At 46.5% G+C, this 25,870-nt stretch carries 28 protein-coding genes, 1 pseudogene and 1 riboswitch; of the genes and pseudogenes, 27 read left to right on the top strand and 2 right to left on the bottom strand.

The window, feature by feature from the left end; translation table 11 throughout:
• From cobS to HMPREF9243_RS08130, 25 genes and pseudogenes are all read left to right on the top strand, one after another.
• Positions 1 to 762 (top strand): adenosylcobinamide-GDP ribazoletransferase, encoded by a 762-nt coding sequence (gene cobS / locus HMPREF9243_RS08250; RefSeq protein WP_013669903.1) that lies wholly within the window; start codon positions 1 to 3, stop codon positions 760 to 762.
• Positions 762 to 1,412 (top strand): histidine phosphatase family protein, encoded by a 651-nt coding sequence (locus tag HMPREF9243_RS08245; protein ID WP_013668831.1) that lies wholly within the window; start codon positions 762 to 764, stop codon positions 1,410 to 1,412. Before cobS ends, HMPREF9243_RS08245 begins: the two co-directional genes overlap by 1 nt.
• Positions 1,388 to 2,473 (top strand): histidinol-phosphate transaminase, encoded by a 1,086-nt coding sequence (locus tag HMPREF9243_RS08240; RefSeq protein ID WP_013669402.1) that lies wholly within the window; start codon positions 1,388 to 1,390, stop codon positions 2,471 to 2,473. The genes HMPREF9243_RS08245 and HMPREF9243_RS08240 overlap by 25 nt, the downstream gene beginning before the upstream one ends.
• A gap of 26 nt (positions 2,474 to 2,499) precedes the next feature.
• A complete protein-coding gene (cbiB, locus tag HMPREF9243_RS08235) occupies positions 2,500 to 3,450 on the top strand; it encodes an adenosylcobinamide-phosphate synthase CbiB (protein ID WP_013668657.1) in 951 nt (316 codons plus the stop codon).
• 74 nt (positions 3,451 to 3,524) lie between these two features.
• Positions 3,525 to 4,043: an ECF transporter S component gene (locus tag HMPREF9243_RS08230; protein WP_013669194.1), complete on the top strand. Its 519-nt coding sequence runs from the start codon at positions 3,525 to 3,527 to the stop codon at positions 4,041 to 4,043.
• Positions 4,044 to 4,058: 15 nt separating this feature from the next.
• Complete coding sequence (locus HMPREF9243_RS08225) at positions 4,059 to 5,699, top strand: peptide ABC transporter substrate-binding protein (protein ID WP_013670086.1); 1,641 nt, start codon at positions 4,059 to 4,061, stop codon at positions 5,697 to 5,699.
• Positions 5,686 to 5,821: riboswitch (cobalamin riboswitch) on the top strand. (Overlaps the previous gene by 14 nt.)
• Positions 5,822 to 5,953: 132 nt before the next feature.
• A complete protein-coding gene (locus HMPREF9243_RS08220) occupies positions 5,954 to 6,424 on the top strand; it encodes a flavodoxin domain-containing protein (protein ID WP_013669071.1) in 471 nt (156 codons plus the stop codon).
• On the top strand, positions 6,421 to 7,809 hold the full coding sequence (locus HMPREF9243_RS08215; RefSeq protein WP_013669575.1) for a cobyrinate a,c-diamide synthase: 1,389 nt from the start codon (positions 6,421 to 6,423) through the stop codon (positions 7,807 to 7,809). Before HMPREF9243_RS08220 ends, HMPREF9243_RS08215 begins: the two co-directional genes overlap by 4 nt.
• Before the next feature lie 25 nt (positions 7,810 to 7,834).
• A pseudogene (locus HMPREF9243_RS08210) lies at positions 7,835 to 8,464 on the top strand (cobalt-precorrin-8 methylmutase); the annotation flags it as partial.
• A gap of 45 nt (positions 8,465 to 8,509) precedes the next feature.
• Positions 8,510 to 9,637 carry a cobalt-precorrin-5B (C(1))-methyltransferase CbiD gene (cbiD, locus tag HMPREF9243_RS08205; RefSeq protein ID WP_013669919.1) on the top strand — a complete coding sequence of 376 codons (1,128 nt, stop codon included), beginning with the start codon at positions 8,510 to 8,512 and terminating at the stop codon, positions 9,635 to 9,637.
• Positions 9,634 to 10,260, top strand: a complete 627-nt coding sequence (gene cbiE / locus HMPREF9243_RS08200; RefSeq protein ID WP_013668897.1) for a precorrin-6y C5,15-methyltransferase (decarboxylating) subunit CbiE — start codon at positions 9,634 to 9,636, stop codon at positions 10,258 to 10,260. Before cbiD ends, cbiE begins: the two co-directional genes overlap by 4 nt.
• On the top strand, positions 10,250 to 10,804 hold the full coding sequence (locus tag HMPREF9243_RS08195; RefSeq protein WP_013670094.1) for a decarboxylating cobalt-precorrin-6B (C(15))-methyltransferase: 555 nt from the start codon (positions 10,250 to 10,252) through the stop codon (positions 10,802 to 10,804). The genes cbiE and HMPREF9243_RS08195 overlap by 11 nt, the downstream gene beginning before the upstream one ends.
• Before the next feature lie 34 nt (positions 10,805 to 10,838).
• The gene (locus HMPREF9243_RS08190) at positions 10,839 to 11,591 is read left to right on the top strand and encodes a cobalt-precorrin-4 methyltransferase (RefSeq protein ID WP_013669112.1); all 753 of its coding nucleotides are present in this window, start codon (positions 10,839 to 10,841) and stop codon (positions 11,589 to 11,591) included.
• A complete protein-coding gene (locus tag HMPREF9243_RS08185; protein ID WP_041706228.1) occupies positions 11,575 to 12,423 on the top strand; it encodes a hypothetical protein in 849 nt (282 codons plus the stop codon). Before HMPREF9243_RS08190 ends, HMPREF9243_RS08185 begins: the two co-directional genes overlap by 17 nt.
• The gene (locus tag HMPREF9243_RS08180) at positions 12,390 to 12,746 is read left to right on the top strand and encodes a cobalamin biosynthesis protein (protein ID WP_041706226.1); all 357 of its coding nucleotides are present in this window, start codon (positions 12,390 to 12,392) and stop codon (positions 12,744 to 12,746) included. Before HMPREF9243_RS08185 ends, HMPREF9243_RS08180 begins: the two co-directional genes overlap by 34 nt.
• A 6-nt stretch (positions 12,747 to 12,752) precedes the next feature.
• The gene (gene cobJ, locus HMPREF9243_RS08175) at positions 12,753 to 13,493 is read left to right on the top strand and encodes a precorrin-3B C(17)-methyltransferase (protein ID WP_013668920.1); all 741 of its coding nucleotides are present in this window, start codon (positions 12,753 to 12,755) and stop codon (positions 13,491 to 13,493) included.
• A gap of 28 nt (positions 13,494 to 13,521) precedes the next feature.
• Positions 13,522 to 14,349, top strand: a complete 828-nt coding sequence (cobK, locus tag HMPREF9243_RS08170) for a precorrin-6A reductase (RefSeq protein WP_013668843.1) — start codon at positions 13,522 to 13,524, stop codon at positions 14,347 to 14,349.
• Complete coding sequence (gene cobA / locus HMPREF9243_RS08165) at positions 14,342 to 15,352, top strand: uroporphyrinogen-III C-methyltransferase (RefSeq protein WP_013669125.1); 1,011 nt, start codon at positions 14,342 to 14,344, stop codon at positions 15,350 to 15,352. The genes cobK and cobA overlap by 8 nt, the downstream gene beginning before the upstream one ends.
• Before the next feature lie 11 nt (positions 15,353 to 15,363).
• Complete coding sequence (locus HMPREF9243_RS08160; RefSeq protein ID WP_013669935.1) at positions 15,364 to 16,149, top strand: sirohydrochlorin cobaltochelatase; 786 nt, start codon at positions 15,364 to 15,366, stop codon at positions 16,147 to 16,149.
• On the top strand, positions 16,139 to 16,846 hold the full coding sequence (gene cobI / locus HMPREF9243_RS08155) for a precorrin-2 C(20)-methyltransferase (RefSeq protein ID WP_013669173.1): 708 nt from the start codon (positions 16,139 to 16,141) through the stop codon (positions 16,844 to 16,846). Before HMPREF9243_RS08160 ends, cobI begins: the two co-directional genes overlap by 11 nt.
• Before the next feature lie 4 nt (positions 16,847 to 16,850).
• Entirely contained in the window at positions 16,851 to 18,359 is a 1,509-nt protein-coding gene (locus tag HMPREF9243_RS08150; protein ID WP_013670131.1) for a cobyric acid synthase, read from the top strand.
• 1 nt (position 18,360) lies between these two features.
• Entirely contained in the window at positions 18,361 to 18,921 is a 561-nt protein-coding gene (locus HMPREF9243_RS08145) for a cob(I)yrinic acid a,c-diamide adenosyltransferase (RefSeq protein ID WP_013668501.1), read from the top strand.
• A 40-nt stretch (positions 18,922 to 18,961) separates the two neighbouring features.
• A complete protein-coding gene (locus HMPREF9243_RS08140; protein WP_013669133.1) occupies positions 18,962 to 19,420 on the top strand; it encodes a bifunctional precorrin-2 dehydrogenase/sirohydrochlorin ferrochelatase in 459 nt (152 codons plus the stop codon).
• Positions 19,417 to 20,415 carry a hydroxymethylbilane synthase gene (hemC, locus tag HMPREF9243_RS08135; protein WP_013668702.1) on the top strand — a complete coding sequence of 333 codons (999 nt, stop codon included), beginning with the start codon at positions 19,417 to 19,419 and terminating at the stop codon, positions 20,413 to 20,415. The genes HMPREF9243_RS08140 and hemC overlap by 4 nt, the downstream gene beginning before the upstream one ends.
• Complete coding sequence (locus tag HMPREF9243_RS08130) at positions 20,408 to 21,175, top strand: uroporphyrinogen-III synthase (protein ID WP_041706223.1); 768 nt, start codon at positions 20,408 to 20,410, stop codon at positions 21,173 to 21,175. The genes hemC and HMPREF9243_RS08130 overlap by 8 nt, the downstream gene beginning before the upstream one ends.
• Before the next feature lie 68 nt (positions 21,176 to 21,243).
• On the opposite strand, the gene HMPREF9243_RS08125 is transcribed toward HMPREF9243_RS08130, so the two are convergent.
• Positions 21,244 to 22,020 (bottom strand): alpha/beta hydrolase family protein, encoded by a 777-nt coding sequence (locus HMPREF9243_RS08125; RefSeq protein ID WP_013669865.1) that lies wholly within the window; start codon positions 22,018 to 22,020, stop codon positions 21,244 to 21,246.
• 193 nt (positions 22,021 to 22,213) lie between these two features.
• On the opposite strand from HMPREF9243_RS08125, the gene HMPREF9243_RS08120 reads away from it, so the two are divergent.
• Together HMPREF9243_RS08120 and HMPREF9243_RS08115 are read left to right on the top strand one after the other, a co-directional pair.
• Positions 22,214 to 23,632 carry a leucyl aminopeptidase gene (locus tag HMPREF9243_RS08120; protein ID WP_013668675.1) on the top strand — a complete coding sequence of 473 codons (1,419 nt, stop codon included), beginning with the start codon at positions 22,214 to 22,216 and terminating at the stop codon, positions 23,630 to 23,632.
• 183 nt (positions 23,633 to 23,815) lie between these two features.
• The gene (locus HMPREF9243_RS08115) at positions 23,816 to 24,769 is read left to right on the top strand and encodes a nucleoside hydrolase (RefSeq protein WP_013670076.1); all 954 of its coding nucleotides are present in this window, start codon (positions 23,816 to 23,818) and stop codon (positions 24,767 to 24,769) included.
• A 106-nt stretch (positions 24,770 to 24,875) separates the two neighbouring features.
• Here HMPREF9243_RS08115 and HMPREF9243_RS08110 read toward each other — a convergent pair whose 3' ends face one another.
• Entirely contained in the window at positions 24,876 to 25,859 is a 984-nt protein-coding gene (locus HMPREF9243_RS08110) for a S9 family peptidase (protein ID WP_013669147.1), read from the bottom strand.
• Positions 25,860 to 25,870 lie beyond the last annotated feature (11 nt).

Raw genomic sequence — 25,870 nt, 5'->3', positions numbered from 1 at the left:
ATGATTAAAGTTTTAATCATTTATTTTCAATTCTTTACCCGGATTCCTATTCCTATTGCCGTCGACCATCCGCTAGAGCGCTACCGTCAGGGGATCTATCTGCTGCCGCTTTTTGGGGCCTTGCTCTTTAGTCTATTGGCTTTCATTTATGCTCTCCTGGCTTATGTGTTACCGATCCATGTCGTTTGGTTACTAGTCCTTATTTTTGAGACGGTAATCACCGGTGGCTTTCATATGGACGCCTTGGCTGATACTTGTGATGGGATCTTCTCAGCGCGTAAAAAAGAGGATATGTTACGGATTATGAAGGATTCACGCTTGGGGGCCTTTGGTGGCATTGCCTTGATCTTTTATTATTTGTTATACTACGTGCTTGGTAGTGAGGTCCTGAATGGTCTTTCTGGATTAGGCTCTCAAATGGGAGTAATTATTAGTCTGGGACTGATTTCCCGAGCCATGCTTGCCCTAGGTCATTGGCAGCTGGTTTATTCTGGCTACAACCCCAATGGTATGGGAAAAATGATGGTAGGGACTCCCAAATGGGGGATCTTACTGGGCCAGGTATTGACGCTTTTGATCTTGTTTTTCATCCTAGGCTTTAAAGGCCTCTTGGCTTATGGGATGACTACGGTAGTTGTTCTCCTTTACCGACGCTATATCTACCAGCTTTTAGGCGGTATGAGTGGAGACACGGTGGGCTGTATGGGGCCATTGAGTGAGGTCACTTTTCTTTTAGGCTTACTGGCCTTAGGAGGGATTTGATGGATCTTTATTTAGCTCGGCACGGCCAAAGTGTTCGCAATGTTGATGGGCAATTTTATGGCAGACTGGACCCGCATTTGACCCCCTTGGGACAGAGACAAGCCCAGACCTTGGGGCAGACACTAAGCGGAAAAAGAATTGACCGTTTAGTAACCTCTAGGATGCAGCGTACCCAAGAAACTGCCCAGATTATTGCAGACAGCTTAAAAACTGAAAATGATTTCCAGGCCTTTCCCTGGACTCGGGAAGCTGATTTGAATGAACGTGATTTGGGTGTCTGGGAAGGGAAAACGGCCCAAGAAATCGAAGCCATGGATCCAAAGACCTGGTGGGAATATATTGACCAACCCTTTCTTACTACTCCAGCTGAGGCAGAAAGCTATTTTGCCTTTAGAGATCGGGTCTTGAAGGCCTTATTTAGAGTCTTTAGCTCTGCTAGTGATGGGGGAAGCTATTTTTTACTGGGGCACCATGGTTGGTTGCGCTTATTGGTCAGCCGACTCTTAAATTTGGATGTGAAATATTTTGATTGTCACTTTACCCAGGGAAAGATTTATCGCTATGCGATTGACCAAACTTTATTTTTGAACCGGCTAATCGAGGCTATTGAAGAGGGGGATGAAAAATGCCAAAACATGGTGGAAATTTAAAGGAACTTAGTCAGGAAATGGGCATGGATATGACTCAGGCCTTGGACTTTTCCGCAAATATTAACCCCCTCGGCTTACCCCAAGCCTTTAAGGAAGTCATTGTTTCCCATTTGGACCAGCTGGACCGTTATCCGGATTACAGCTATCGGGATTTACGCCAAACCTTGGCGGACTACTATCAAATGTCCTATGACCACTTACTGGTGGGCAATGGGGCCGCAGAATTGATTGACCTTTTGGCCTTTGCCTTGCCGTATCCCATGGTGACCATTGAACCTTGCTTTAATGAGTACTCAGCTAGTGCTAAGAAGTACCAGCGCCCCCATTGGTCCCATCTGACTCAGGCAGAAAATGATTTTACCTTTAGCTTAGAAACTTTCTGGTCCTGGCTCGATGACCATCGGGACCGAGAGCTAGACCAGGGCATGGCCTTCTCAGTCTGGCTCTGCCAGCCTAATAATCCCACTGGGACCTTGTATAACCCCAACTTATTAAGTGAGTTATTAAGTGGCGTCAGCGACCGCGGAGGATTTTTATTGGTGGATGAATCCTTTATTGATTTTCTTCCTGACCAGGCTGACTATTCCCTGCTGGGACGAGTAGAAAAGGAAGAAAATTTGGTGATTATCCGCTCTTTGACCAAGTTTTACGCTATGCCTGGCCTGCGTTTAGGCGTGGCCATGACCAGTAACCAGTCCCTCTTGCATGACTTAGAGGGGGCCCAACTGACCTGGTCAGTCAATGCCTTAGCGGAAGCCTGTGGTCGGAAAATGTCTGACTTATCCGCTTACCGTCAAGACTCTTTGAATTATTTAGCTGCAGCTAAAAAAGACTTGCAGGCAGGATTGGAGAATTATACCAGTTTGAAAATCTTTCCTAGCGCAGCTAACTTCTTTTTAATCCAGGGGCCTAAAGACTTGGCCCAAAACTTACTGGAAAAGGGCATTGTTTTGCGACAGACAGCTGACTTCAAGGGTTTGGGACCTGGCTACTACCGCCTGGCTGTTCGAACTAAGGAAGAAAACCAGGCTTTGCTTCAAGCCTTGGCAGATATTTTATGAGTGAAATAAAGAAAGAGAGGTAAAGGATGCTTGCTATTTATCGTTTGCTGGCCTTCCTGATAGATCTATGGCTAGCTGATCCCCCAAACTGGCCTCACCCGGTTAAATTCTATGGCCGCTTTATTCGTGGTTATGAGAGAGTTAGCCAGTTCGACAAGAAAAAGCCGATGACCCAAACTTTTTTAGGTGGGGTCTTAGTCTTCTTGCTCTTAATTATCATTTTGCTGGTTAGCTCCCTCATACTCTATGGAGCTAAGCGCTTGTCGCCCATTCTCTATGCGCTTGTATGGATCTATCTCACCTATACCTGTTTTGCCGTCAAGGGACTAGCTGATGAAGCAAATGGAGTCTTAGAGGCGATGAAGAAAGGTGGACTACAGGCGGGACGTCAACAACTGAGTCGGATTGTTGGGAGAGAAACTAGTCAGCTCAGTGAGGAAGAAGTTTACCAAGCCGTCATTGAGACTGTTGCTGAGAACTTAAGTGATGGCTTTGTGGCCCCCTTATTTTACGTGATCTTATTTGGCCCGGTGGGTGGGCTCATCTATAAGGGGATCAATACTTTAGATTCGATGATTGCCTACTTGGATGACCGTTATCAGTATTTTGGTTATTTTGCGGCTAAGTTGGATGACTTAGCAAATTATATTCCAGCCCGGCTTACTTGCCTTTTGATTGTTTTAGCTAGTGGCCTTTTGGGCTTAGATATGGCTAGTGCTTGGAAGATCAGTTTCCGGGATGGCCGCGCCCACCGCAGCCCCAATGCAGGTTATCCAGAAGCAGCAGCGGCCGGTGCCTTAGGTGTTCAACTGGGCGGAACCCATGTCTACCATGGCCAGCCCATTGAAAAACCGACCATTGGGGACACTCAAAAGAAAATTGGCCCCCAGCAAGTGAAAGCCAGCATCGCCTTATTGTATACCAGTGCCAGTCTAGCCATGGCTTTGTCGATGTTAATGATGCTCATTAGTAGCTGATAGCCGCTAAGCCATGCTCTGGGATAAGCTGGATTCGTCCAGCGAAAAAAACAAAAATGAAATGAGGATTACTTATGAAAAATTTACATGCCAATATTTTAACTGCCTTACTTTTAGCTATTGCAACTATTGGAGCCAATGTTCACTTTCTAGGCAGTATTGCCTTAGACTCTTTTCCTGCCTTTTTAGGGGCGATTATTCTAGGACCAGGCTATGGTTTCTTGCTGGGGCTTCTTTCTCACGGCTTGACCGCTCTCTTATCAGGCTTCCCGCTGACCTTACCTGCCCATATTATTATTGGAATAATGATGGGTCTTACCTGTTCAGTCTATGGCTATCTACGGGGAAAAGCTGGTAAGTCCATAGGAAAAATTCTGTTCAGTGATGCGGTTGCCTTAGTCTTTAATGTTTTACTGGCCCAATTAGCCCTCATTCCACTACTCGGTTGGCAAGCGATTTTAGCCATGGTAACGGGTGGATTATTGCTGACCTTATTAATTGCTAGCGTGGTTAACCTGGCCTTGGCTGAAGTGGTATATCTTAGTCTTCCTGCTAAATTCTTTAACCCATTTATGAAAAGAAAGACAAAATAGAGGAGTGTCATTAGCATGCGAAGCTTATTGAAAGCACTATTGACTAGCTTACTATGTCTCTTTTTAATTGCTTGCCAAGCTGATAACCTGTCAAGTACTGACAAGGATCAGGAAGTGAGCTTGCCAGAAGAGTGGGTTCATTTTCCTTCTAAGTACCCCTTAACGACCATGGATAATCAAAAGGCTAATGATATTACCAGCCTGACCTACTGTAGTCAGGTCTTCGATGGCCTCTATTGGCAAGATGAGAATAATGATTTACAAGCTAATTTAGCCCAGGACTTCCCTGAAATCTCAGCAGATGGCTTAACCTATACAATTAACTTACGTCAGGATGCTAAGTGGGTAAATGGCCAGCCAGTCACTGCCCATGACTTCGTGTATAGCTTTAGACGCTTAGTTAATCCTGAGACAGCGGCACCCTATGCTAATTTAGCTGAGGGAATTAAAGGGGCGAAAGCCATTCAGTCCGGTCAAGCTCCCCTCGACCAACTTGGGGTTGAGGCCCTGGGTGACTATCAATTACAAATCCAACTGGACTATCCTAACCCGAATTTTACCAAGCTATTGGCCTTTACTCCTTTTTATCCAGTTAATGAGGACTATGTCACCGCCCAGGGGGATCAGTATGGTCAAGATAGTGACCATGTCTTAGGCAATGGCCCCTTTGTCATCAAAAACTGGCAGGCCGGCCAAGACCATTGGGATTTACAAAAGAATGACCAATATAACCGTCAAGATCTTGCTATTGACGGGGTCAAAGTCCAGGTTATTAAGGAGGAAAATACGGGAGTAAATTTATTTGAATCGGGACAATTAGATCAAATGCCTCTTCATGGCCAAATAGCTAAAAATTATCAAGCCAAGGGGGAAGGCGATTTACAAGTCAAGGCCTGGACCGACTATCTGGAGTTTAACCATCAAAGCCCCGACTTATCTCAAGTCGACTTGCGGCGGGCAATCGCTTATGCTATAGATAGCCGAGCCGTTGAAGAACTTATTGGTGGGGGAGCGCGTGCGCTAACCAGCTTTGTCCCCAGTCAGCTAGTGGTTGACCCGGTTACGGGAGAAGATATCACTGATAGTCCTGCAATGGATACTTGGTACGACTTAGACCAAGCCCATGAGGCCTTTGACCGCTACAAGGCGGCTAATCACAAGCAGACCTTAACCCTTACCCTCTTAGCTAATGATGATGAGAATAGCCGTAAATTGTCTGAATATCTTAAGGAGACTCTTGAGCAAGCCCTTGATGGCCTAAGCATTGACTTGCAAAATGTGCCCAAGAAAAATCGGATTGACCGTATGAACCGGCAAGACTTTGATTTTGCTTTAACAGCTTGGGGGGCAGACTATGATGACCCTCTGGCCTATTATCAAAATTTGAAAAGTGACAATTCCTTTAACCGCGGGCGATATCAAAATCCTGAGTTGGATCGGTTGATCACTGACCTTGCTTTCCCTTATAATCAAGATCGAGACCGGCCCTACCAAGTGGCCTTGAAAATTGAAGAACTAATTAAAGATCAAGCGGTTGTGGTGCCGCTCTACCAAAAAAATGAATGGCACCTCAGGAGTGACCGGGTTCAAGGCGTTATCTACCGCCCGATTGGTCCAGAAGTTGATTTTCGATTGGCTTCCATTCAAAGTAATTAAATAATATCTAAGTCCTCCCTTTTATTACTGGGGAAGTCGGTGCGAGTCCGACGCAGTCCCTATGCTACTGTGTTTACGTTAAGGTATCAGTCAGAATGCCAGTAATAAAAGGAAGTTTTATTTATGTCTCAGGGTTTGATAAATAAGACGAAAAAGGGCTGTCATTTTTGCGTGTGATAAAAGATTCAAAAACGATTATTGAGCAAACCCTGATTTGTTTAATAATCGTTTTTTTCTGTTAGGAGGACTTGGTGATGAAGATATGCATTGTTTATAGTAGCTTGCGAGGCAATACCGAAGCTGCTGCCTTTATTCTGGCCTCCTTCTTGGAAGACCTGGGCTTAAGCCACCAATTAGTCGGGGCCGATGCCTATGACTATGAGACCTTGTTAGAAGCTGATGGTTTAGCTATTGGTTCCTATACCTACGGCAACCATGCCGAGATTCCCGAAGAGTTACTAGATCTCTACGAAGACTTGCCCGATTTTATCCAAGCCAACCCTAAATTAAAGCAGGCCCTGGCAGTATTTGGTTCTGGAGACCGGGACTATCCCATTTACGCTAAGGCCGTCGATGATTTTGCGGAAATCATTGAAAAAAGCGGTGGTCATTTACTAGCTGCTCGGGTGAAAATTGATGGCTATCCTGACTATGATGAAGAAATTGCCGGACTAGCCGCTATTGCCCAGGCCTTTTTAAAAATAGAAAGGGAGAATAAAAAATGAAAGCCCTAATGATTGCCGGAGCGACCAGTAATGTAGGAAAGACGACCTTAACGCTGGGGCTCATTCAAGCATTGATCAAGCGTGGATTGATAGTCCAACCCTATAAGGTGGGGCCAGACTATATTGATACGCGTTTCCACCAAAAGATTAGCCAACGTCCTTCGATTAATTTGGATCAATTCTTAGTCCCTGATGACCAGGTCTTAAAAGCCCTCTATACCCGCCACCTTGAGGGTAGTGATATTGCCGTGGTGGAAGGAGTTATGGGCCTCTTTGATGGTTTTGGTTCTGACGCTCTCAAGGCCTCTAGCGCAGGCATTGCTAAGGCCCTGGATATTCCCATCCTCTTAGTGATTGATGGGCGGGCCATGTCGACTTCTGCAGCCGCCATGGTCAAGGGTTATCTCAGCCTGATTCCTGACCTCAATATTATCGGTGTCCTAGTCAATCGAGTGGCCTCAGAAAGCCATTATCAATTAATCAAAAACGCCATTGAACGTTATAACCAGGCGCCGGTTCTAGGCTACCTGGGTCGTAATGAAGCTTTCTCCTTGCCTTCCCGCCACTTAGGCCTGGCCCTGGAAGAAGCGAATAATCATTTAGTTGACCAAGTCAGTCAAGTAGCCCAAGCCATGGAGAAAAGTATTGCGATTGATGCTATCTTAAACTTGTCTCAATTAGATCCAGATAGACTCAAAACCGACCAAGCAGCTATTGGTCCTAGTCTGGCCCCCTATGAAAAGGCTGACCAGGAGTCTCCTTTTAAGGTGGCCTATGCCTATGACGAGGCCTTTTCCTTTTACTATCCTGATAACTTATCCTTATTAGAAAAACGCGGGGGCCAGCTCCAAGCCTTTAGTCCCCTCCATGACCAAGACTTGCCCGAGGCTGACCTCTACTATATTGGCGGGGGCTTTCCTGAACTCTATGCTGATACTTTATCTGAGAACCAAGCCATGCGTACTGCCCTCTTAGAGGCCCACAAGGCCGGTAAGGCCATACTTGCCGAATGTGGGGGTCTCATGTACTTAGGAAGTAGTTTTTCTAAGGAGGATAAAGACTATCCCATGGTGGGGATCTTTGAGGGGCAGAGTCAAATGACAGACCGCCTACGCCGCTTCGGCTACTGTACCATGACTCTTACTAGCGATTCTTTTTACGGCCAAGCCGGTGATGAGGTCAGGGGGCATGAATTTCATTATTCCACCTTTACCAGTCCAGAAAGGACGATTGGAAACTTATACAAGGACCGCGATGGTAAACGGGTTAAGGAGTGGCAGGGGGGCTTTCAAAAGAATAAGACCTATGCTGCTTACCAACATGTACACTTTTACCAAGACCCTAAAGTCATTGACCAAATGATTTCATGGATTAAGGAGGACTAGAGATGGCTTATATAAAAAACCGGAACGCATCACTGACCGCTCATTTGAAATTATTGACGCGGAAATCAAACGGGACTTTCCTGACTTCCAATTTCAAAATGACCTAGAGGAGCGTATTATTAAGCGGGCAATTCATACTTCAGCGGATTTTGATTATTTACGCAACCTGGTCTTTGACCGCCAAGGCGCTCAGGTGGTCCAAGAAGTGATTCGCTCTGGAGGCCACTTGATTACTGATACCACTATGGCCCAATCGGGAATTAATAAGCGAATTTTAAAGGAGCTAGGCACAGAAACCCATTGCTTTATCCGCGACCCCAGAGCCTATCAAATTGCTGAAGACAAGGGGATTACCCGGTCTATGGCAGCCATTGAATTAGCGGCTCAGCTCGAAGGACCCAAAGTCTTTGTTGTGGGCAATGCGCCGACTGCCATTTATAAAATCCTAGAGATGATTGATGCAGGACGTTTACAAGCCGAAGCGGTTGTGGGTGTGCCGGTAGGTTTCGTGGGGGCAGCTGAGTCCAAGCAAGCCCTCCACGATTATCCCATTCCTAGCATTGCTGCTCTAGGCCGTAAAGGCGGGTCCAATGTTGCTGCTGCCATTATTAATGCCATCCAATATGATATTAAAGATACCATCTATCAAAATTAAGTTGACCAAATTAGTTAGAAGACAGGGGAAGGGAGCTGAATCGGGATGAAAGAAACAGGTTATTTATCTTATAACGGCAAGCGCCTCCGGATGGGCTATACCACCGGTACCTGCGCCACTGCAGCGACTATGGCTGCTGTGGAAATGATACTGACTCAAAAACCGGTTCACCAAGTTCAGTTAATGACGCCAGCAGGGGTGGACTTAGTCTTAGAAATCGACCACTGCCAGCTCAGTTTAGACCAAGCTTCTTGTTCGGTGGTCAAAGATGGAGGCGATGACGCTGATGCCACCGATGGCTTGGATATCTATGCCACCGTGACCCGTCGCCAGGATAGTCAGATCACCCTGGATGGTGGTCAAGGAGTGGGGCGGGTGACCAAACCAGGCTTAAAAATTGAGCCCGGCAATGCTGCCATTAACCCCACACCTAGAAAAATGATTCAGGAAGCTGCCCGCCAACTCTTGGGACCAGACCAAGGGGTGGACATTGTTATTTCGGTACCGGGAGGGGAGGAAACCGCTAAGGCTACTCAAAACCCTCAACTTGGTATTCTGGGTGGGATATCCATCCTAGGTACTTCAGGAATCGTTCGGCCAATGTCGGAAGATACCTGGAAAGAATCGATCACCCTAGAAATGCAACAAAAGAAAGCGCTAGGGTTAGATAAGTTAATTTTAACACCGGGAAATTATGGCAATGACTTTATCGCTGAACATACCCACTTGAACCCTGATTATATTGTGCAGATGAGTAATTTTGTGGGCTATGTCTTATTAGAAGCCATGCGGATCGGTTTTACCGATATCTTACTGGTGGGCCACTTGGGCAAGTTTATTAAAATTGCAGGAGGAATTTTTTCCACCCATTCCAAAGATGCCGATGCCAGAAACGAAATCATGCTGGCCAACTTGGCCCTTCTGGGGGCTCCTCTAGACTTATTGCAGGAAGTCAACGAGGCCATTACCACCGAAGCCCAAGCTGAACTCATCTTAGCAGCAGGGTATGGTCAAGTTTACCAAGTCATTGTGGATAAAATTAAGGACAGGGTCTTAAAACTCTTTAAGTTCCGGGCCCCAGATATCCATGTGGAGGCTATTACTTTCCTGAGTGACCATGATGTGACCGTGATGACTAAACCATTGAAGGAATTGGAGGTGATTTGGGGATGATTCATGTGATTGGTATTGGCCCAGGGCAGACTGACTATCTGGTCAACCATGCTGTTGACTTATTAGCTCAGCTGCCCCATATTTACGGAAGCCAGCGGCAATTAGATTCCTTAGCTAACTATATTAAGGGGCAGCCCCATCGACTAGGTAAGCTGGGAGAACTTTTAGCCTGCTTAAAGGACCACCTGGCTAAGAGGGAAGATGTAGCAGTGCTCGCTTCGGGGGACCCCATGCTTTATGGGGTTGGTAACTACCTTTACCGTAATTTACCCCAGCAAGCCATCCGTATCCATCCTGGCATTTCTTCTCTTCAGTATATTTTTTCCCGAACAGGGATGGCCATGAATGATGTCTACTTAACTTCGAGTCATGGACGGGAGCCCAACATCGATTGGATCAGTCAATTCCCTAAGGTCGCCATGGTGACCGATGACAAGTGGGGGCCTTATCAAATTGCCCAAGCCCTCTTAAAGGGGAGTGAAGGGGAAGAACTTGCTGGTTGCCAGATGGTTATTGGTGAGAACCTATCTTATGATAATGAGCGGATCGAGAAACGGCCTTTGAGCCAAGTAGAAGACCGTGACTATGCGATGAATGTGGTGGTGATTTTAAATGAAAGATAGTTGTTTTATCCGGGGAAAAGTTCCTATGACTAAGGCTCCCATCCGGGCGGTTGCTTTAGACCTCTTAGAATTACACCAAGCCCGACGTTTTTTGGATATTGGCGCGGGGACCGGGAGTATTTCCCTACAAGCCGCCCAAGAATATCCTGATTTAGACGTTTATGCCATCGAACATAAAGAAGCGGCAGTAGATTTAATCAAAGAAAACCGGGCTCACTTTGGCCTAAAAAATTATCAAGTCTTTTTAGGGGAAGCGCCTATGACGGAAGATTTGGGCCACTTTGATGCGATTTTTATTGGAGGCAGTGGAGGCAAGTTACTCGAAATTATTGATTGGGCCTATGAGCTCTTGAATCCGGGGGGGCGTTTGGTATTGACCTTTATCCTGATGGAAAATGCCCATAAGGCTATTACTTACCTTGAAGCGGGATCCTGGCAAGACCTTGAGGTGCAAACCCTACAAGCAGCCACCCGGAAAACCATGGGGCCAGGGCACTATTTTAAGCCCTTTAACCCGACCACGATTATCTCCTGTAAGAAGTAAATAAGAACGATTGAAAGAGAAAGGTTGTTAAATTATGGCTAAAGTAACTTTTGTGGGAGCGGGCCCCGGCGATGTGGAGCTCATTACCCTAAAGGGCTATAAGGCATTGGCTGAGGCCGACCGGGTCATTTATGCCGGCTCACTCATCAACAAGGACCTGCTCGACTATTGTAAGAGCGGGGCAGAAACCTATGACAGTGCCAAGTTAGACCTCAATGAAATCCTAGCCCTGATTGAGGAAGCCATTGATCAAGACCAAGAAGTGGTCCGTCTACATACGGGCGATGCTTCCCTATATGGTTCAATCCGGGAGCAAATCGAAGAATTAAAGCAACGGGGAATTGACTTTGCCGTTATTCCCGGAGTTTCTTCCTTCTTAGGGGCAGCGGCGGCGATCGGTACCGAATATACTGTCCCCGAAGTCAGTCAAAGCCTGATTATTACTCGGATGGCAGGGCGGACACCCGTTCCTGAAAAAGAAAATTTACGGTCCTTAGCCAGTCACCAAACTTCCATGGCTATCTTCCTCTCAGTCCAAAATATACAGGGCGTTGTGGAAGAATTGTTGGCAGGTGGTTATTCCAAAGACACCCCAGCTGTAGTGATTTATAAGGCTACCTGGCCCCAAGAAAAACAAGTAGTGGGTACCCTAGCAGATATTGCTGAAAAGACCCAAGCCGCTGGGATTAAGCTCACGGCTTTGATTTTAGTGGGGAACTTCTTAGGGGAAGAATTCTATTATTCCAAGCTCTACGATACGGACTTTAGCCATGGCTTTAGAAACTAAGGTTGATCCCCGCTTTTTAGAACGGATGCAGCGTGGGGAAGAAAATAAGCGGGTGGCTATTATTACCATTACCCAAAAGGCCAGAGATTTGGGACGAAAGATTAAAGCTAATTGCTTTCCCCAGGCCAGGCTTTATGTGAGGATGACTGACCAAGCTCCCCTAGATCCCCGCTATCATGAATGCAAGCAAAGCCAAGGGCGGGCAGTTCTGGCCCTCCAGGAAGCTTTTCAATCAGCAGACCTGGTGATTGCTATTATGGCGACTGGGGTTGTGGTCCGAGCCTTAGCACCAGTGATTGAAGATAAGATGACTGATCCGGCCGTACTGGTCCTAGATGAAGGGGGCCAACACGTGATTAGTCTCTTGGCGGGGCACTTTGGTCGGGCCAACCACTATGCTCGTTTACTGGCTAAGGAACTTCCTAGTCAAGCGGTGATAACCACAGCAACCGATAGCCAAGGCCGGCTAGGAATTGATGACTTGGCCTTTAGCTATGGGGCCGTCTATAGTGATTTTAAGAAACAAACTCGGCGCTTTAACTTGCTAATTGCCGAAGGAGCGCCCATTCTCTACTTAAATGGGACGGTATTCAATTTTACCTCGCCTCCGGGTTATCAGACCCTGGCCAAAGGGAATTGCTCGGAGCCAGCAGCAAAAACTAGCTCACTTGACCCCACTACTTGGGCAGCTTACCAAGGGCTGGTGCTGGTGACTAATCGTCAACAAAATTATCTTAGCCTTCCCAAGGATCTGCCTCTGGTAGAAATGATTCCCCGGCGCTACATTTTAGGAATCGGTTGCAAAAAAATACCCCTTATCCCTTACTCTTAGAAGAATTAGAAAAATTCCTCCAAGGGGAAAATTTGCGCTGGGAAAGTATTAAAACCGTGGTGTCTATTGATCTAAAAGCAGAAGAAGAGGCCATTTTACAACTGGCTAAAGACCACTACTTTAATTTTAAAACGTTTTCCAAGGAAGACTTACTGGCTTTTGAAAGTTATTACCCAGGCTCTGATTTTGTCAAAAAGACGGTCGGAGTGAGTTCGGTCTCACAGACTGCTGCCCATTTGGAATCCAAGGGCCATGTGGTCAGTGGGCGCTATGCCCATAATGGGGTAACTTTTACTCTGGCATATTATCAAGAAGAGGAGTAATGAAAGATGTTATATATTGTTGGATTGGGACCAGGTGACAAGGACTTAATGACCAAGGAATGTCTTGAAGTCCTTGACCAGGTGGAAATTATTGTCGGTTATAAGACCTATATTGCCTTAATTGAAGACTTGATTGGCGGCAAGGAAGTTTATTCTACCGGCATGAAAGGTGAAATTGACCGCTGTCAAAAAGCTATTGAATTAGCTAAAGACACTGGTAAAGATATTGCGGTGGTCTGCAGTGGGGACTCAGGCATCTACGCCATGGCTGGCTTAATTTTTGAGTTGTTAGCCAGTCAAGAAGAAGATATCCCAGTCAAGGTTATCCCAGGGCTCAGTGCCGGGATTGCCGGAGCAGCTAACCTTGGTGCCCCGCTAATGAATGACTTTTGCTTTATTAGCCTGAGTGACTTGATGACACCATGGGCCATGATTGAGAAACGTCTCCATGCTGCAGCCCAAGGGGATTTTGTGATTTGCTTGTACAATCCACGTTCTAAAGGCCGGCCCAAACATTTAGCTAAGGCTCTAGAGATTATTAAATCCTATAAGGGTGGCGATATTGTCGTTGGCATCGTTAAGGATGTAGGCCGTAAAGAGGAAGAAACCATTATTACGACCATCGACGAGCTCGATGAGGAAGTGGTCGATATGACGACAACGGTGATTGTGGGCAACCGTTTTACCAAGGTTTACAAAAATTGGATGTATACCCCCCGCGGTTATGAAGATAAGTATGGGATTTAAGACAAGCTGAACAAGAAAGGATGAGCTGATGATACTTCTATTTGGTGGGACTTCAGATAGCATAAAAATAATGGAGACCCTACTTGAAGGGGGTTGTGAGGTGACCCTTTCAGTGGCGACTAATTATGGCAAGATTTATTCAAAAAAATTTAAGGACCGAGTGATTCAAAGTCGGATGGACCAAGACGGAATGGAGACTTACCTCAAAGACCATGCCATTGACCTGGTGGTTGACGCTACCCATCCCTTTGCTGATTTGGTGTCCAAGAATGCCATTGCTGCTGCTCAGGCGGTAGGAATTCCTTACTTACGTTTCGAACGTCCCTTGTCTAAAGCAGATCCTCGTATTCAGCAAGTGACTTCTTTAGCCCAAGCTTGTCAAAGTGCCGAAAGATTGTGGCAAGAAAAAGGCCATGGTATTGAGGACCATATCTATCTAGCGACTGGGTCGAAGACGGTAGGTGATTTTGCCCAAATCTTAGGGCCTGAGCGCTTAGTTGTGCGTGTCCTTCCTGTTGCTTCCGTGGTCAAACACTGTGAAGCAGCTGGGCTATCAGCGGGGCAAATCCACGCCATTAAACCGCCTTATTCTAAGGCTTTAAATGCGGAGCTCTATAAAAAGGTCAATGCCCAGATCATGATTACCAAGGAAAGTGGCCAGGCCGGTGGGATGGATGAGAAGGTTTCGGCTGCCTTAGACCGGGGCATGGATGTGATTGAAATTACCCGACCCGATGTGGCTTATCCTGAAATGACTCATGACATCGATGAGGTTCTATCCCTAAGCCGTCAATTATTAAGCCAAGGGCAATCCTCCTCAAGCGATAGCCCAAGTAAGGAGAATCGTGATGACTAGCGGTAAAGTTTATTTAGTAGGTGCCGGCTTAGGCCGGCTAGGCAATCTCAGCTTAGCGGCCTATGATTGCCTGCAAAAGGCTGATATTATCTTTTATGACCGTCTCATTAATCAAAATCTACTGCAAGTCGCCCCAAGTTCCTGCCTCTTGGTGAATGTTGGCAAAAAGCCTGGTAAGCACTCTCATTCTCAGGAAGAGATTACCCAGCAACTTATCCAAGCCAGCCAGGAATATCAAGTCATAGTCCGATTGAAGAGTGGTGATCCCTACCTCTTTGGCCGGGGTGGGGAAGAAGCCATGGCCCTGTCAGAAGCGGGCGTGGATTTCGCAGTCATTCCCGGGATTACTTCAGCCATCGCCGGCTTAGCCTATGCCGGTATTCCAGCTACTTACCGGGATAAGTCAAGTTCCCTACACATTTATACCGGTCAGAGCCGATCGGGTCGAACCGACTTAGATTATCAGGCCATTGTCAATAGCGGGGGAACGGCAGTCTTTCTAATGGCGGTAAAGGCTCTAGGAGCCATTGTTAGTGGCCTTATAGGAGCTGGCCTGAATGAAAAAACGCCTATGGCAGCCATCGAGTGGGCAGGAAGGGCCCAAGAACGCTACTTGGTCTCTGACCTGGGCCATATGATTGATGACTGTCAAGCGGCTCGGGTCAAAGCGCCCGCCCTCTTTGTCCTCGGCGAGGTAGTGACTGACCAGCAAAAGCTTGACTTCTTTAGTCAAGCCCCGCTCTTTGGCCACCAGATTGCGATTTCGGCACAGACGCCTCTAACTGATTGCCTGGCTTTAGAGGATTTAGGAGCCGATTTAATCTTTTATCCTGATCCAGCTGCTGAAAGTAGTCGCCTAGAGCTAGCAAAAAATGCTCTCAAGCAGGCTGATATTATGATTAGCCAAGACCTACTTGATCCTTGGCAAGAGAAGCTGGCGGCGGAAACCCTACATTTCCACGGCAGTGTTGATGATTTTATCCATCATTTTAGTAAGCAATAAAGGAGTTCAATATGAAAAGTGCCATTTTACTAGCAAGTTTCGGGACCACTTTTAAAAAGACCCGTGAATTAACCATCGAAACCATTTATCAAGAGCTTAAGTCTGCCTATCCCAACTGGCCCATTTACCAGGCCTACACGTCAAACATTGTGCGCAAACGCATCCAGGAACATGAAGGATTGACTCGGCTCTCCCCCCTAGAAGCCTTACAATCCTTAAAAGCTGAGGGCTACCAAAGGGTCTATATCCAACCCCTCCATGTGATTAATGGGAGTGAGGTCGACAAAATTTACCAAGCCCGAAGAGAAACAGCAGACCAAGACTTCCAAGTGAAGATTGCCCGTCCGCTCTTAGATATCTATGAGGACTACCAAGACCTACTTTCAGTTTTGGACCAAGACATCCAAAGTCTAGCCCAAGATGAAGTTATGGTTTATATGGCCCATGGAACCCAAGCACCGCAATTTACTAGCTATGTGACCCTAGATTATATGCTAGCCGATAAACCGGCTTATGTACGCTGTGTGGAAAGTTATCCCGAATTGGAGGAAGACTTTATCAAGGATTTACGGCAAAAGGGTATTAAAACCGTCCACCTGCGCCCCCTCATGCTGGTGGCTGGTGACCATGCCCATAATGATATGGCTTCGGAGGATCCCGATTCCTGGCAAACCCAATTTGAAAATTATGGCTTCCATGTCATGATCCACTTGGAGGGTTTAGGAGAAGACCCAGCCATTCGTCAACTTTACCTTAAGCATTTAGGTGAATTGATGGAGGAGGACCATGCCGGCTAAATTATATGGAATCGGCGTTGGGCCAGGGGATAAGGGCTATTTGACCCTAAAAGCCATTGAAAAGCTTAAGGCCGTTGATATTATCTATGTTCCTACCGGGAAAAAAGGTCAAGCCAGCTTGGCCTTTTCCATTGCAGAGCCTTATATCCCTAGCCATACCCCGGTAAAAACCTATCATTTTCCTATGACTAAGGATAGGGCAGTAAAGACCAAGCAATGGGATCAAGTAGCCCTAGCCATGGCCCAGGACCTTGACCAAGGCAAGTCCATTGCCTTCTTAACCCTGGGAGATCCTTCAACTTATTCCACCTTTACCTATCTGGAAGAACGCTTGTGCCAGGATTATAGTGTGGAGTTGGTGGCAGGGATAACTTCTTACCAAGCGATGGCGGCAGCTTTGCAAGTCCCTCTGGTGATTGATGAAGAAAGTTTTACTGTACTACCAGCGACAGCATCTACTGACCTGATTCGGTTGAATCTAAAAAATGCTGACACCATCGTCATTATGAAAATTAAACGTCATCTCAAGAAAATCCTAGCCCTCCTCGATGAAAAAAATCTCCGTGACCAGGCCCAAATTATTAGCCAAGCCACCATGGAATCGGAGACAGTCTACCGGGACTTGAGCGACTGGCAAGGTGATGAGAAGATTTCTTACTTTTCGACCATGATCGTCCGGAAGTCAAAGGAGGCCTAACTTTATGGCTAAACATATAATGATTCAAGGGACCGCTTCCGATGTCGGTAAGAGCCTTATGGCAGCAGCCATTGGCCGGATCTATACTAATGAAGGACTGCGGGTTTTCCCCTTTAAATCGCAAAATATGGCCCTAAATTCTTATATTACTAAGACCGGGGCTGAAATGGCCCGGGCCCAGGTGGTGCAAGCCAATGCCTGCCGTCGGGAACCTGACGTCTTGATGAATCCCATTTTGATGAAGCCTAGCCAAGATGCCCAATCACAGATTATTATTAAAGGGCAGGTGTACGGAGATCTCAATGCGCGTGATTACCACGAGTTAAAACCCCAATTAAAGCCCATGCTAAAAGAGGTTATAACCCAATTAGATTCGGAAAATGACCTGATTGTCTTAGAAGGGGCTGGGAGCCCTGCTGAAATCAACCTCAATGACCATGATATTGTGAATATGGGCATGGCAGAGATTGCTGATAGTCCGGTTATTTTAGTGGCTGATATTGACCGAGGCGGAGTCTTCGCTTCGATTTACGGGACTATCACTTTATTAAAAGACCAGGGCAAACGGATTAAAGGAATTATTATTAATAAATTCCGGGGCGATGTCTCCTTGCTTGATCCAGGTATTGAACAAATTGAAGCCTTGACCGGGGTAAAAGTGATTGGGGTGGTTCCCTACTTACCCCATGTGATTGAAAGTGAAGATTCCTGCGACTTACATATGGAACAGACCAGCTACGACGCCTCTAAAGCCCTTGATGTCTGTGTGATTGCTGTGGAATGGATTGCTAACTTCACTGATTTGAATAGCTTATCATTGTTCGAAGATGTTTCTTTGCGTTATGCTAAGCAGGCTAAGCAAGTCGGGCAACCGGACTTAATCATTATTCCAGGAACCGCCAATCCTCTCAGAGCCCTAAAAGATTTAAAAGACCGGGGCCTGGCATCAGCCATTCAAGCAGCCGTAGGAAAGGGCAGTCACTTGATTGCAATAGGGGCAGGCCAGACTCTCTTGGGTCAGACTTTAAGCGATGAAGCCGGTAACAGCTATCCTGGTCTGGGTATTTTCCCCTACCAGTCGACCTTAACCGGGGCGCATGATGTCTACCAGTCTCAATATCAAACGACTTATCCGCCACATGGGGCTGGCAAGGAAGAGAGCTACGCCTTAGCGGCCTATGAAGTCCGGACCTATACCATCCAAAGTCCGGACCAGTTCACCTCCTTTGCCCGGGTAGTTAAACGCAACGGGACAAGCTATTTTGGGAATGAGGGCTATTGTTTAGAAGAGGGCCGTTTAATTGCAAGTAATTTACATGGATTATTTGACAATACTGCCTGGACCTATGCTTATCTACAGTCCCTAGCTGAGAAAAAAGGCGTCAAACTCAAGGGCCAGCTTCCCCAAAATTATGCAGCAGTGATGGAAGAACAATTTCAGGAACTCGCCCAACATGTTCTTGACCATATTGATAAGGAAGCCTTAGACCGAATCATTGAAGGAGAAGAATAAGATGGCAATTTATACACGAACCGGTGACCAGGGCATGACCCGACTGTACGGAGGACATAGTGTTTCGAAGGCTTCTGAGCGAGTAGGAACTTATGGGGCGATTGACCAGTTAAATGCTAGTGTGGGCTACCTGGCCGCTTTGGTTGATCCCAAATATGACCAAGTTCAAAGGCAACTCCTGGCTATCCAACAAGATTTGTTTGATTGCGGGAGTGATTATGCTACCCTAGACCAAGAACGTCCCTATAAGGTAAAAACTGGTCTGGCTGACAAGTTAGAAGCTTGGATTGATGATTATACTGAAGCAACCCCCAGCATTAAAAAGTTTGTCCTCCCTCGGGGCACTCAGGCTGCTAGCTTCTGTCATATGCTAAGAACGCAAACTCGCACACTAGAACGGCAGTTGGTGCAATTTAGCCAGGTAAGCCAGGATTATAATCCCCAAGTTTTGCCTTATATTAATCGTTTATCGGACTATTTCTTTAGCTTGGCCCGGGCCTTAAACCATTATGATCATTACAGTGAGGTCCCCTATAAAAATAGTCGCGATATTTTTTCATAAGATAGTCCAAGAACAAAAAGAGTCATAAAGGAGCTTAGCTATGTATCCAGTCATGTTAGATATCAGTCACTGGTCAGTTCTCATCATTGGCGGTGGGAGGATCGCTGAGCGAAAATTACAGGGACTTATAAAGGAAGCGGCACAGGTTACGGTCTTGGCTCCTCGAGTGACTGAGCGGATTGCTGACTGGGCCAGGAAAGGGAAGCTAATCTGGTCGCAGCAAGCCTACCAGGGCCCTCTGGATTTACAGGGTTATCAGATGATCTTTGCCTGCACTGATCAAGCAGAGATCAACCAGGCGATTGCCGAAGATCTTGGGTCAGGTCAATTGATCAACCAGACTGGGGACAAGCGAGCATCGAATTTCTTTAATATGAAAACCATTAACCATGAGGGCTACCTGATTGCCATTTCCAGTCAAGGGCAGTCACCCGCAGGAGCTAAGGCCCTGGGAGAAAGTATCGCATCTTATCTGAAAGACAAGGAGAATCGGATTTGACCACTTATCGAATTGGAACGCGAAGCAGCCGGCTAGCCATGCAACAAAGTTTAGAAGTTGTCAGGGCTTTGGAGGCAGTTTACCCGCAGGATGAATTTCAATTAGTTAAATTATCCACCAAGGGAGACAAGGATAAGTCCTCCCCCCTCTCTAAAATTGGGGGCAAGGGGGTCTTTGTCCGCTGGATTGAGCAGGCCCTAGCCCAAGGCAAGGTCGATTTTATTGTCCATAGTTTAAAAGATGTTCCTAGCGAATTAGCCCAAGGGACAGTTTTGGCCGCTATTCCTAAGCGCCAAGACCCTGGAGATGTGATCTTGACTGCTAAGGGGATGGACTGGCACGACTTGCCTAATGGCGCTAGGGTAGGAACAGGGAGTTTACGCCGCCTGGCCCAACTGCATGCCCTAAGACCAGATTTGGAGATTGTCCATGTTCGCGGGAATATTGACAGTCGTTTGGATAAACTTGCTCGCGGCGACTTCCAGGCCCTGGTCCTCGCTACGGCGGGCCTAAAACGCTTGCAGCTCCTTGACTATCCTTTTGACTCCCAGCGCTTTAACCAAAAAGAAGTCAATAGTGAGGCCCATATCCTCAACAACTATGAACTCCAGGCACATGCTTTTAGCCTAGATGAAATGATTCCTGCAGTAGGGCAAGGGGCCTTGGCAGTCCAATGTTTGAATGATGATCAGCAAACTAGAGAAGTCCTTCAAGCCGTTGATGACCCTGAAACCCACCAGGCAGTGGCTTGTGAACGAGTGGTTCTCAAAGCGCTAGGGGCTGATTGCAATTATCCGGTTGGAGCCTATGGTCAAATTAAAGGCCAGGAAATTAATTTAACAGCCATGATTGGTCGTCAGGACGGCTTTGCCTTGGTTCGTAGCCAATTAGAAGCTCCCCTAGACCAAGCCTTAGCCCTAGGCCAAGCGGTTTACCAAGATCTCTTGGACCAAGGGGCAGGAAAATGGTTAGGTCAAGGTGACGGCAATGACTAGACTTCTGTGGACGGCATCACGCTCCTTGAATAAAAAGCAGCTAGTCCGCTTAGAGCAAGCGGGCTACCAAGTGGACTGGCTGCCGGTTATCCAATTGGAGTCTCTGAGCCAGGTTAATCCCTTAAAACTTCAACGAGGAGATGCCTTTTTCTTTGTCAGTCGCATGGCCGGCCAAGCTGTCTTCAAGCATTTACCCCCTAGTGATGCTTTAAGTCAACTCTACTTTTTTTCTAGTAGCCAGCAAACTGGACGCTATCTTAGCCAGAACTACTCCATTGATTGCCAAGCCTTGACCCAAGGGGGGACTAGTCAGGAGGCCTTTAGGCATTTTCAGAAAATCAAGGACCACTACCAGCCTAGGATTGACCGGCTCATTGTCCCCATTAGTCCCCAAAGCCAGGGCAAGTACCAGGCTCTAGGGCAAACTTACCTGTCTGATATAAGTATTCAGGAGTGGATCGTTTATCAAAAGCAAGTCAACTGGAAAGTTGGTCAATCACTTCAAGCCGCCATCGACCAGGCTAGCTTTAAAGAGCCTCTAGCTATAACGATTGCTAGTGCCAGTGCCTGGCAGGGGCTGGTAGACTTAGTGTCCTTGCCGGTCTTAGATCAGAAGCGGTCTGCTATCCAATTGTGGACGATTGGTCCCTTAGCCAGTCAAGCCATCCTTAAAAGTAGCTCCCAAGTTAAACCCTACCATGAAGCCAACCAGTCGAATTTCGCTGGTTTGGTAGACAGTTTGATTGAATATAAGATATAAAAACAGCCTAGCTTAAGGAAACTTTCCGCTTAAGCTAGGCTGTTTTTCAATATGTTAAGTAGCTAGTTTTAAATAGTAGGTAACCAGTAAAGTACCTTTTTAATTTCTGGGTCCCAGTAGTCCCAACCGTGCTCTCCAGGGTTTTCATGGTAGGAGAGCTCTAAGACATCACCAAAGCGGTCTTTAAAGTGACGATTTTGTTCGATTAAGTCATCTTCAGTGCCACAGGTCAAATAAACTTTAGGCAGGTCGATTTTATTATCAATGGCTTGTTGGACCAAGTGATAAATGTCATTGTCAGTGTGAGCGGGAGACTCCCCGTCAAAGAGCATTTGATGTTCGAAGGGAGACTCAGGATCAGGACCTTGGGCAAAGACATTGACCAGGTCGGTGACTCCCGATAGGCTGGCCACATAACCATATTTTTCCGGATAGGTGAAGGCCGCCTTCAAAGCGCCAAAGCCGCCCATAGAGGCTCCAGCAATATAGGTATCCTCCCGTTTAGTTGATACCGGGAGCATGGTTTGGATGATTTCGGGCAGTTCGACACTAATGAAATTGCTATAGGGGTAACCAATGGCATTGTTGATATACCAGCCGCGGTGGGTGGTAGGTAGGACAATGACCAAGTCCAAGTCACGGGCATAGCGTTCTAGGGAAGTGAAGCGAAGCCAACCATCCTCATTACTGGATAGGCCGTGTAAGAGATAGAGGACCCGGTAAGGGGGCGTTAAGCTTTGGCGTTTATCTTCTGGAGTCCGAGCACAGTTTTGGGGAAAAATGATATTGACATGGACATCCATGCGCAAACTGTCTGAGTAAAGCGTCGTCTGTAAAAGAGTCATGGAAATACCTCCTTAATATTTTCTTATTATCATTATAACTAAAAGACCAAGCAAAGGCGATTGATCCGGTAGGGAGGTTAAGTCAAATCTGTTAGATTGATTTCTCTAAATTAATCACTAAACCTAGCTAAAATAAGTAAACTTGGTATAATGAAAGCATTGACAGAAGTAATGTAGAATTGGAGGATGAGTGATGAAATTTGTCAGCAATGAAAATTTTACCAATCATGTTTACTTAGTGGAGGCTGGTCAAGACTTAAGCATGGTCGACCAGGCCACCCAAGACTATTTAAAAGACCAACTGGACTTTAATGGCGAAGCCAAGCAAGTTTATCGCTCACTAGGCCCTAATAGCCAAAACTTAGTTTTAGTCGGCCTCGGTGAAAAGCCTCAACGCGATAACTATGTGCTTGCGGCTTTCTTGGCAGCTAAGGAATTAAAGGCAGCTAAGGTTGAAGCAGCCAATGTTTCTTTTGCGGCTACGAACCGTGCTGCCCTGGAAGGGGTTATTGAAGGTTTCTTACAAAGCGACTATCGTTTTGACCGTTACCTCAGTGACAAATCCACCTCTTCCCTAGCTAAGATTAACCTGCCTAAAAAAGTCGCTGACCTTGACCAAGTGGTTGAGGAAGTGACTCATTTAGTGGAAGGGATTAATGCGACGCGCGATCTAGTCAATACCCCTTCTAACCACCTCAGTCCGGCGCAAATGGCTGATCAAGCCAAGGACTTGTTAACTGAGCTTGGGGTAGAAGTGGAAATCTTCGATAAAAAACAAATCGAAGACTTGGGGATGGAAGCCCTCCTAGCAGTTAATGCTGGTTCGGTCAATGAACCCCGCTTCCTCGTGATGAATTATCTCCCTCAAGGTCCAGAAGATAAAGCCATCGCCTTAGTTGGCAAGGGGATTACCTATGACTCCGGTGGTTACGCCTTAAAACCAGCTAACTCTATGATCGATATGAAGGACGACATGGCTGGGGCTGCCGCCGTAATTGGTAGTATTTACGCCTTAGCCAAAAACAAGGTCAATAAAAACGTTGTGGGTGTGGCTGCTATCACAGAAAACTTGGTCTCTGCCAGCTCCTATAAAAATGGGGACATTATCGGTTCCATGAAGGGGACGACGATTGAGGTCTTGAATACCGATGCTGAAGGTCGGGTGACCTTGGCCGATTCGATTTACTATGCAGCTGCTAAAGTGAATAGTGAATGCGTGATTGACCTAGCGACCTTAACGGGGGCTTGCTTAGTCGCTCTCGGTGAACGGACAGCTGGGGCGATGACCAATGACCCTGAGCTTTTCCAAGCAGTAGACCAAGCTGCTGACAGTGTTGGTGAACCGATTTGGCAATTACCAGCACCAGAAGAATTACGAGAAGCCGTTAAAGGCACCAATGCCGACTTAAGAAATTCTACCGGACGCAATGGAGGAACCATTACCGCAGGGGTCTTCTTAGAACACTTTGTGGAAGGTAAGCCATGGGTTCACTTGGATATTGCTGGCCCTGCCTTCGGGGAAAAAGCCTACCGCTACCTTCCTCAGGGAGCAACAGGTGTGCCAGTGAAGACCTTATACCAATTTGTTAAAGGACAAGCTGAAGCCAAGTAGGTATCTATATTTTTGCTAGTAATGAAGTTGACTTAATCTAATGATAATCGGCCTCCCATAGTTTCCATAGCTATCGGGGTCGATTTTCTTTTTAGCCACTTTGGGCTAAAGCTTTAAAAATGGCAATAAAGCGGGTAAAATTGAAGTGACCTTAGTTTAAGGATTTAAGGAGGAGGATCTTCTATGGTAAAAATGATACTGGACTTAGATACAGGGGTTGACGATGCCCTGGCCATTGCCTACGCGTGTGCCTCAGCAGAAGTCGACTTGCTTGGTATCACGGGGACCTATGGTAATGTGTTAATGGAAACAGGTCTGAAAAACGCCAGTCAATTATTGGATTTATTTGGTCAAGGCCAGGTCCTAGTTTATCCCGGCTTAGACCATGCTTCGGATAAGGAAGACTTTGAAGTGCAAGAAGTCTCAGCTCTGATCCACGGTAAAAATGGTCTGGGTGAGGTTGACCTGGGTGACCGGCCTGTTAATCAAGCTGCTGGCAATGCGGTTGACTTTATCCTCGAATCGGCTAGGAAGTATGGTAAAGATTTAAAAATTGTCGCTACCGGGCCTATGACTAACTTAGCCGCAGCCATTGATAAGGACCTCGATAGCTTATCCCAAGTTGGTGAAATTGTCATTATGGGTGGGGCCTTGACGGTTTGTGGTAATGTGTCAGCTTTTGCAGAGGCTAATATTAGCCAAGACCCCGCAGCCGCTGATAAATTATTCCGGTCAGGCTTACCAGTTACCATGGTGGGATTAGACGTGACCTTGCGCACCCTCTTGACCTATAAGGAAACCCAAATTTGGCGTGACTTAGGCACTGAGGCTGGTGAGAAGATGGCTGATATTGTGGACTATTACATTAAATCCTACGAAGTCACCTCGCCCCACTTAAAGGGTTGTGCCCTCCACGACCCACTAGCCGTGGCGGTTGCCGTTCAAGGAGACTTAGTTGACTGTCTGCCTTTAGCCATGAAGGTTGAAACTGAAGGTGAAAGTCGGGGACGGACTATTGGCGATAATGACCGTTTAAATGATCCTGATCCGAGTGTCCGAGTCGCCGTGGCGGTTGATGTGGACCGATTCTTAAATGAATTTATGACCCGTTTGACCCAGCTCTTTAAAGAGCATTAAAAATAAATACGGTCCAATAAAATAAAAGTGCTAGTATCACTCTTAAGTCTTTTAAGAGGCTGATACTAGCACTTTTTAATTGCTTATTTATCTGAGTGTACTTGATTTAGTTGTTATCGGCTTGCTCTTCTTCGTCGATAGTGAGTTGGTAATGTTCATCGCCGAGTTGATTGACCATGAACTTATCGATATAAGAGAGGGCCTTGATGAAGTCAGAGCCGGAAAATTCATGCTTGCCGCCAGGGATCATTTCTAAATGGGCCTTGGGGAAAAGCTCAGCGGCCTTTTGAGCATAGACTGGGGGCACGAGAACATCATCTTCTCCATGGACAATGAGAACTGGGCCAGGATAGGAAGTAGTAATGTCTTCCACATCCACCTTAAGCATGTCTTCGATATAGTAACGGCTAACCGATACTCCCATGATATCGATGGAGTCAGGAATTTCTTCTTTGTCCGGGACAAAGTCGTGGACTAGGCTGGGCATATTGAAGGCAGGGTAGAGTAGGATCATCCCCTGGATATCCTCGGGGTGTTTAGCTGCCATCATGGTAGCTACGAGACCGCCCTGGCTATCTCCTAATAGGTAAGTTTCACTGGAATCAATTGCTTTATAGTTAGTGAGCTTTTGGTAAATGGCCTCCAGGTCAGCCAGTTCAGTCAATACGGTCATATCGGAAAAGTCACCATCACTGCTATTTAGGGGAGCCCCGCCGATAAAGTCAAAAACATAGGCAGCTACCCCACGTTTCGCCAAATGAGTGGCGTAAGGCGTGGTGGTTAAATCGGTTTGGTTAATCCCGTGGGCTAGGATAGTTAATGGCCAGGATTCTTGGTCGCCCTTGGGCAAGAAGAGCTTACCGTGTATTTTAAAACCATCCCGCATGACATTTAATTCATATTGAACATAGTCCTCAGTCTGACTCAAGACGGTTAATTGGTCCAGGTCAGTCGCTTGGTCACTGGCTGGCTGTGTTTCATTCTTTTGCTCAGTTTGTGGGGACTTACTTTCTGTTTGGTCTTCCTGGCTAGCTTGCTTTGGGGTAGTAGAGTCTGGTTTTTGACCACAGGCAAAGAGCAGACCGGTCATTAAGAGTAGGA

The organism is Aerococcus sp. Group 1, from assembly GCF_000193205.1.
GTDB lineage: Bacteria > Bacillota > Bacilli > Lactobacillales > Aerococcaceae > Aerococcus > Aerococcus urinae_A.
This window is presented reverse-complemented; position numbering and strand designations above follow the sequence as displayed.

Coding starts and splice junctions, on each gene's coding strand:
- cobS (WP_013669903.1), top strand. CDS start 1: ATGATTAAAGTTTTAATCATTTATTTTCAATTCTTTACCCGGATTCCT.
- HMPREF9243_RS08245 (WP_013668831.1), top strand. CDS start 762: ATGGATCTTTATTTAGCTCGGCACGGCCAAAGTGTTCGCAATGTTGAT.
- HMPREF9243_RS08240 (WP_013669402.1), top strand. CDS start 1,388: ATGCCAAAACATGGTGGAAATTTAAAGGAACTTAGTCAGGAAATGGGC.
- cbiB (WP_013668657.1), top strand. CDS start 2,500: ATGCTTGCTATTTATCGTTTGCTGGCCTTCCTGATAGATCTATGGCTA.
- HMPREF9243_RS08230 (WP_013669194.1), top strand. CDS start 3,525: ATGAAAAATTTACATGCCAATATTTTAACTGCCTTACTTTTAGCTATT.
- HMPREF9243_RS08225 (WP_013670086.1), top strand. CDS start 4,059: ATGCGAAGCTTATTGAAAGCACTATTGACTAGCTTACTATGTCTCTTT.
- HMPREF9243_RS08220 (WP_013669071.1), top strand. CDS start 5,954: ATGAAGATATGCATTGTTTATAGTAGCTTGCGAGGCAATACCGAAGCT.
- HMPREF9243_RS08215 (WP_013669575.1), top strand. CDS start 6,421: ATGAAAGCCCTAATGATTGCCGGAGCGACCAGTAATGTAGGAAAGACG.
- cbiD (WP_013669919.1), top strand. CDS start 8,510: ATGAAAGAAACAGGTTATTTATCTTATAACGGCAAGCGCCTCCGGATG.
- cbiE (WP_013668897.1), top strand. CDS start 9,634: ATGATTCATGTGATTGGTATTGGCCCAGGGCAGACTGACTATCTGGTC.
- HMPREF9243_RS08195 (WP_013670094.1), top strand. CDS start 10,250: ATGAAAGATAGTTGTTTTATCCGGGGAAAAGTTCCTATGACTAAGGCT.
- HMPREF9243_RS08190 (WP_013669112.1), top strand. CDS start 10,839: ATGGCTAAAGTAACTTTTGTGGGAGCGGGCCCCGGCGATGTGGAGCTC.
- HMPREF9243_RS08185 (WP_041706228.1), top strand. CDS start 11,575: ATGGCTTTAGAAACTAAGGTTGATCCCCGCTTTTTAGAACGGATGCAG.
- cobJ (WP_013668920.1), top strand. CDS start 12,753: ATGTTATATATTGTTGGATTGGGACCAGGTGACAAGGACTTAATGACC.
- cobK (WP_013668843.1), top strand. CDS start 13,522: ATGATACTTCTATTTGGTGGGACTTCAGATAGCATAAAAATAATGGAG.
- cobA (WP_013669125.1), top strand. CDS start 14,342: ATGACTAGCGGTAAAGTTTATTTAGTAGGTGCCGGCTTAGGCCGGCTA.
- HMPREF9243_RS08160 (WP_013669935.1), top strand. CDS start 15,364: ATGAAAAGTGCCATTTTACTAGCAAGTTTCGGGACCACTTTTAAAAAG.
- cobI (WP_013669173.1), top strand. CDS start 16,139: ATGCCGGCTAAATTATATGGAATCGGCGTTGGGCCAGGGGATAAGGGC.
- HMPREF9243_RS08150 (WP_013670131.1), top strand. CDS start 16,851: ATGGCTAAACATATAATGATTCAAGGGACCGCTTCCGATGTCGGTAAG.
- HMPREF9243_RS08145 (WP_013668501.1), top strand. CDS start 18,361: ATGGCAATTTATACACGAACCGGTGACCAGGGCATGACCCGACTGTAC.
- HMPREF9243_RS08140 (WP_013669133.1), top strand. CDS start 18,962: ATGTATCCAGTCATGTTAGATATCAGTCACTGGTCAGTTCTCATCATT.
- HMPREF9243_RS08130 (WP_041706223.1), top strand. CDS start 20,408: ATGACTAGACTTCTGTGGACGGCATCACGCTCCTTGAATAAAAAGCAG.
- HMPREF9243_RS08125 (WP_013669865.1), bottom strand. CDS start 22,020: ATGACTCTTTTACAGACGACGCTTTACTCAGACAGTTTGCGCATGGAT.
- HMPREF9243_RS08120 (WP_013668675.1), top strand. CDS start 22,214: ATGAAATTTGTCAGCAATGAAAATTTTACCAATCATGTTTACTTAGTG.
- HMPREF9243_RS08115 (WP_013670076.1), top strand. CDS start 23,816: ATGGTAAAAATGATACTGGACTTAGATACAGGGGTTGACGATGCCCTG.
- HMPREF9243_RS08110 (WP_013669147.1), bottom strand. CDS start 25,859: ATGACCGGTCTGCTCTTTGCCTGTGGTCAAAAACCAGACTCTACTACC.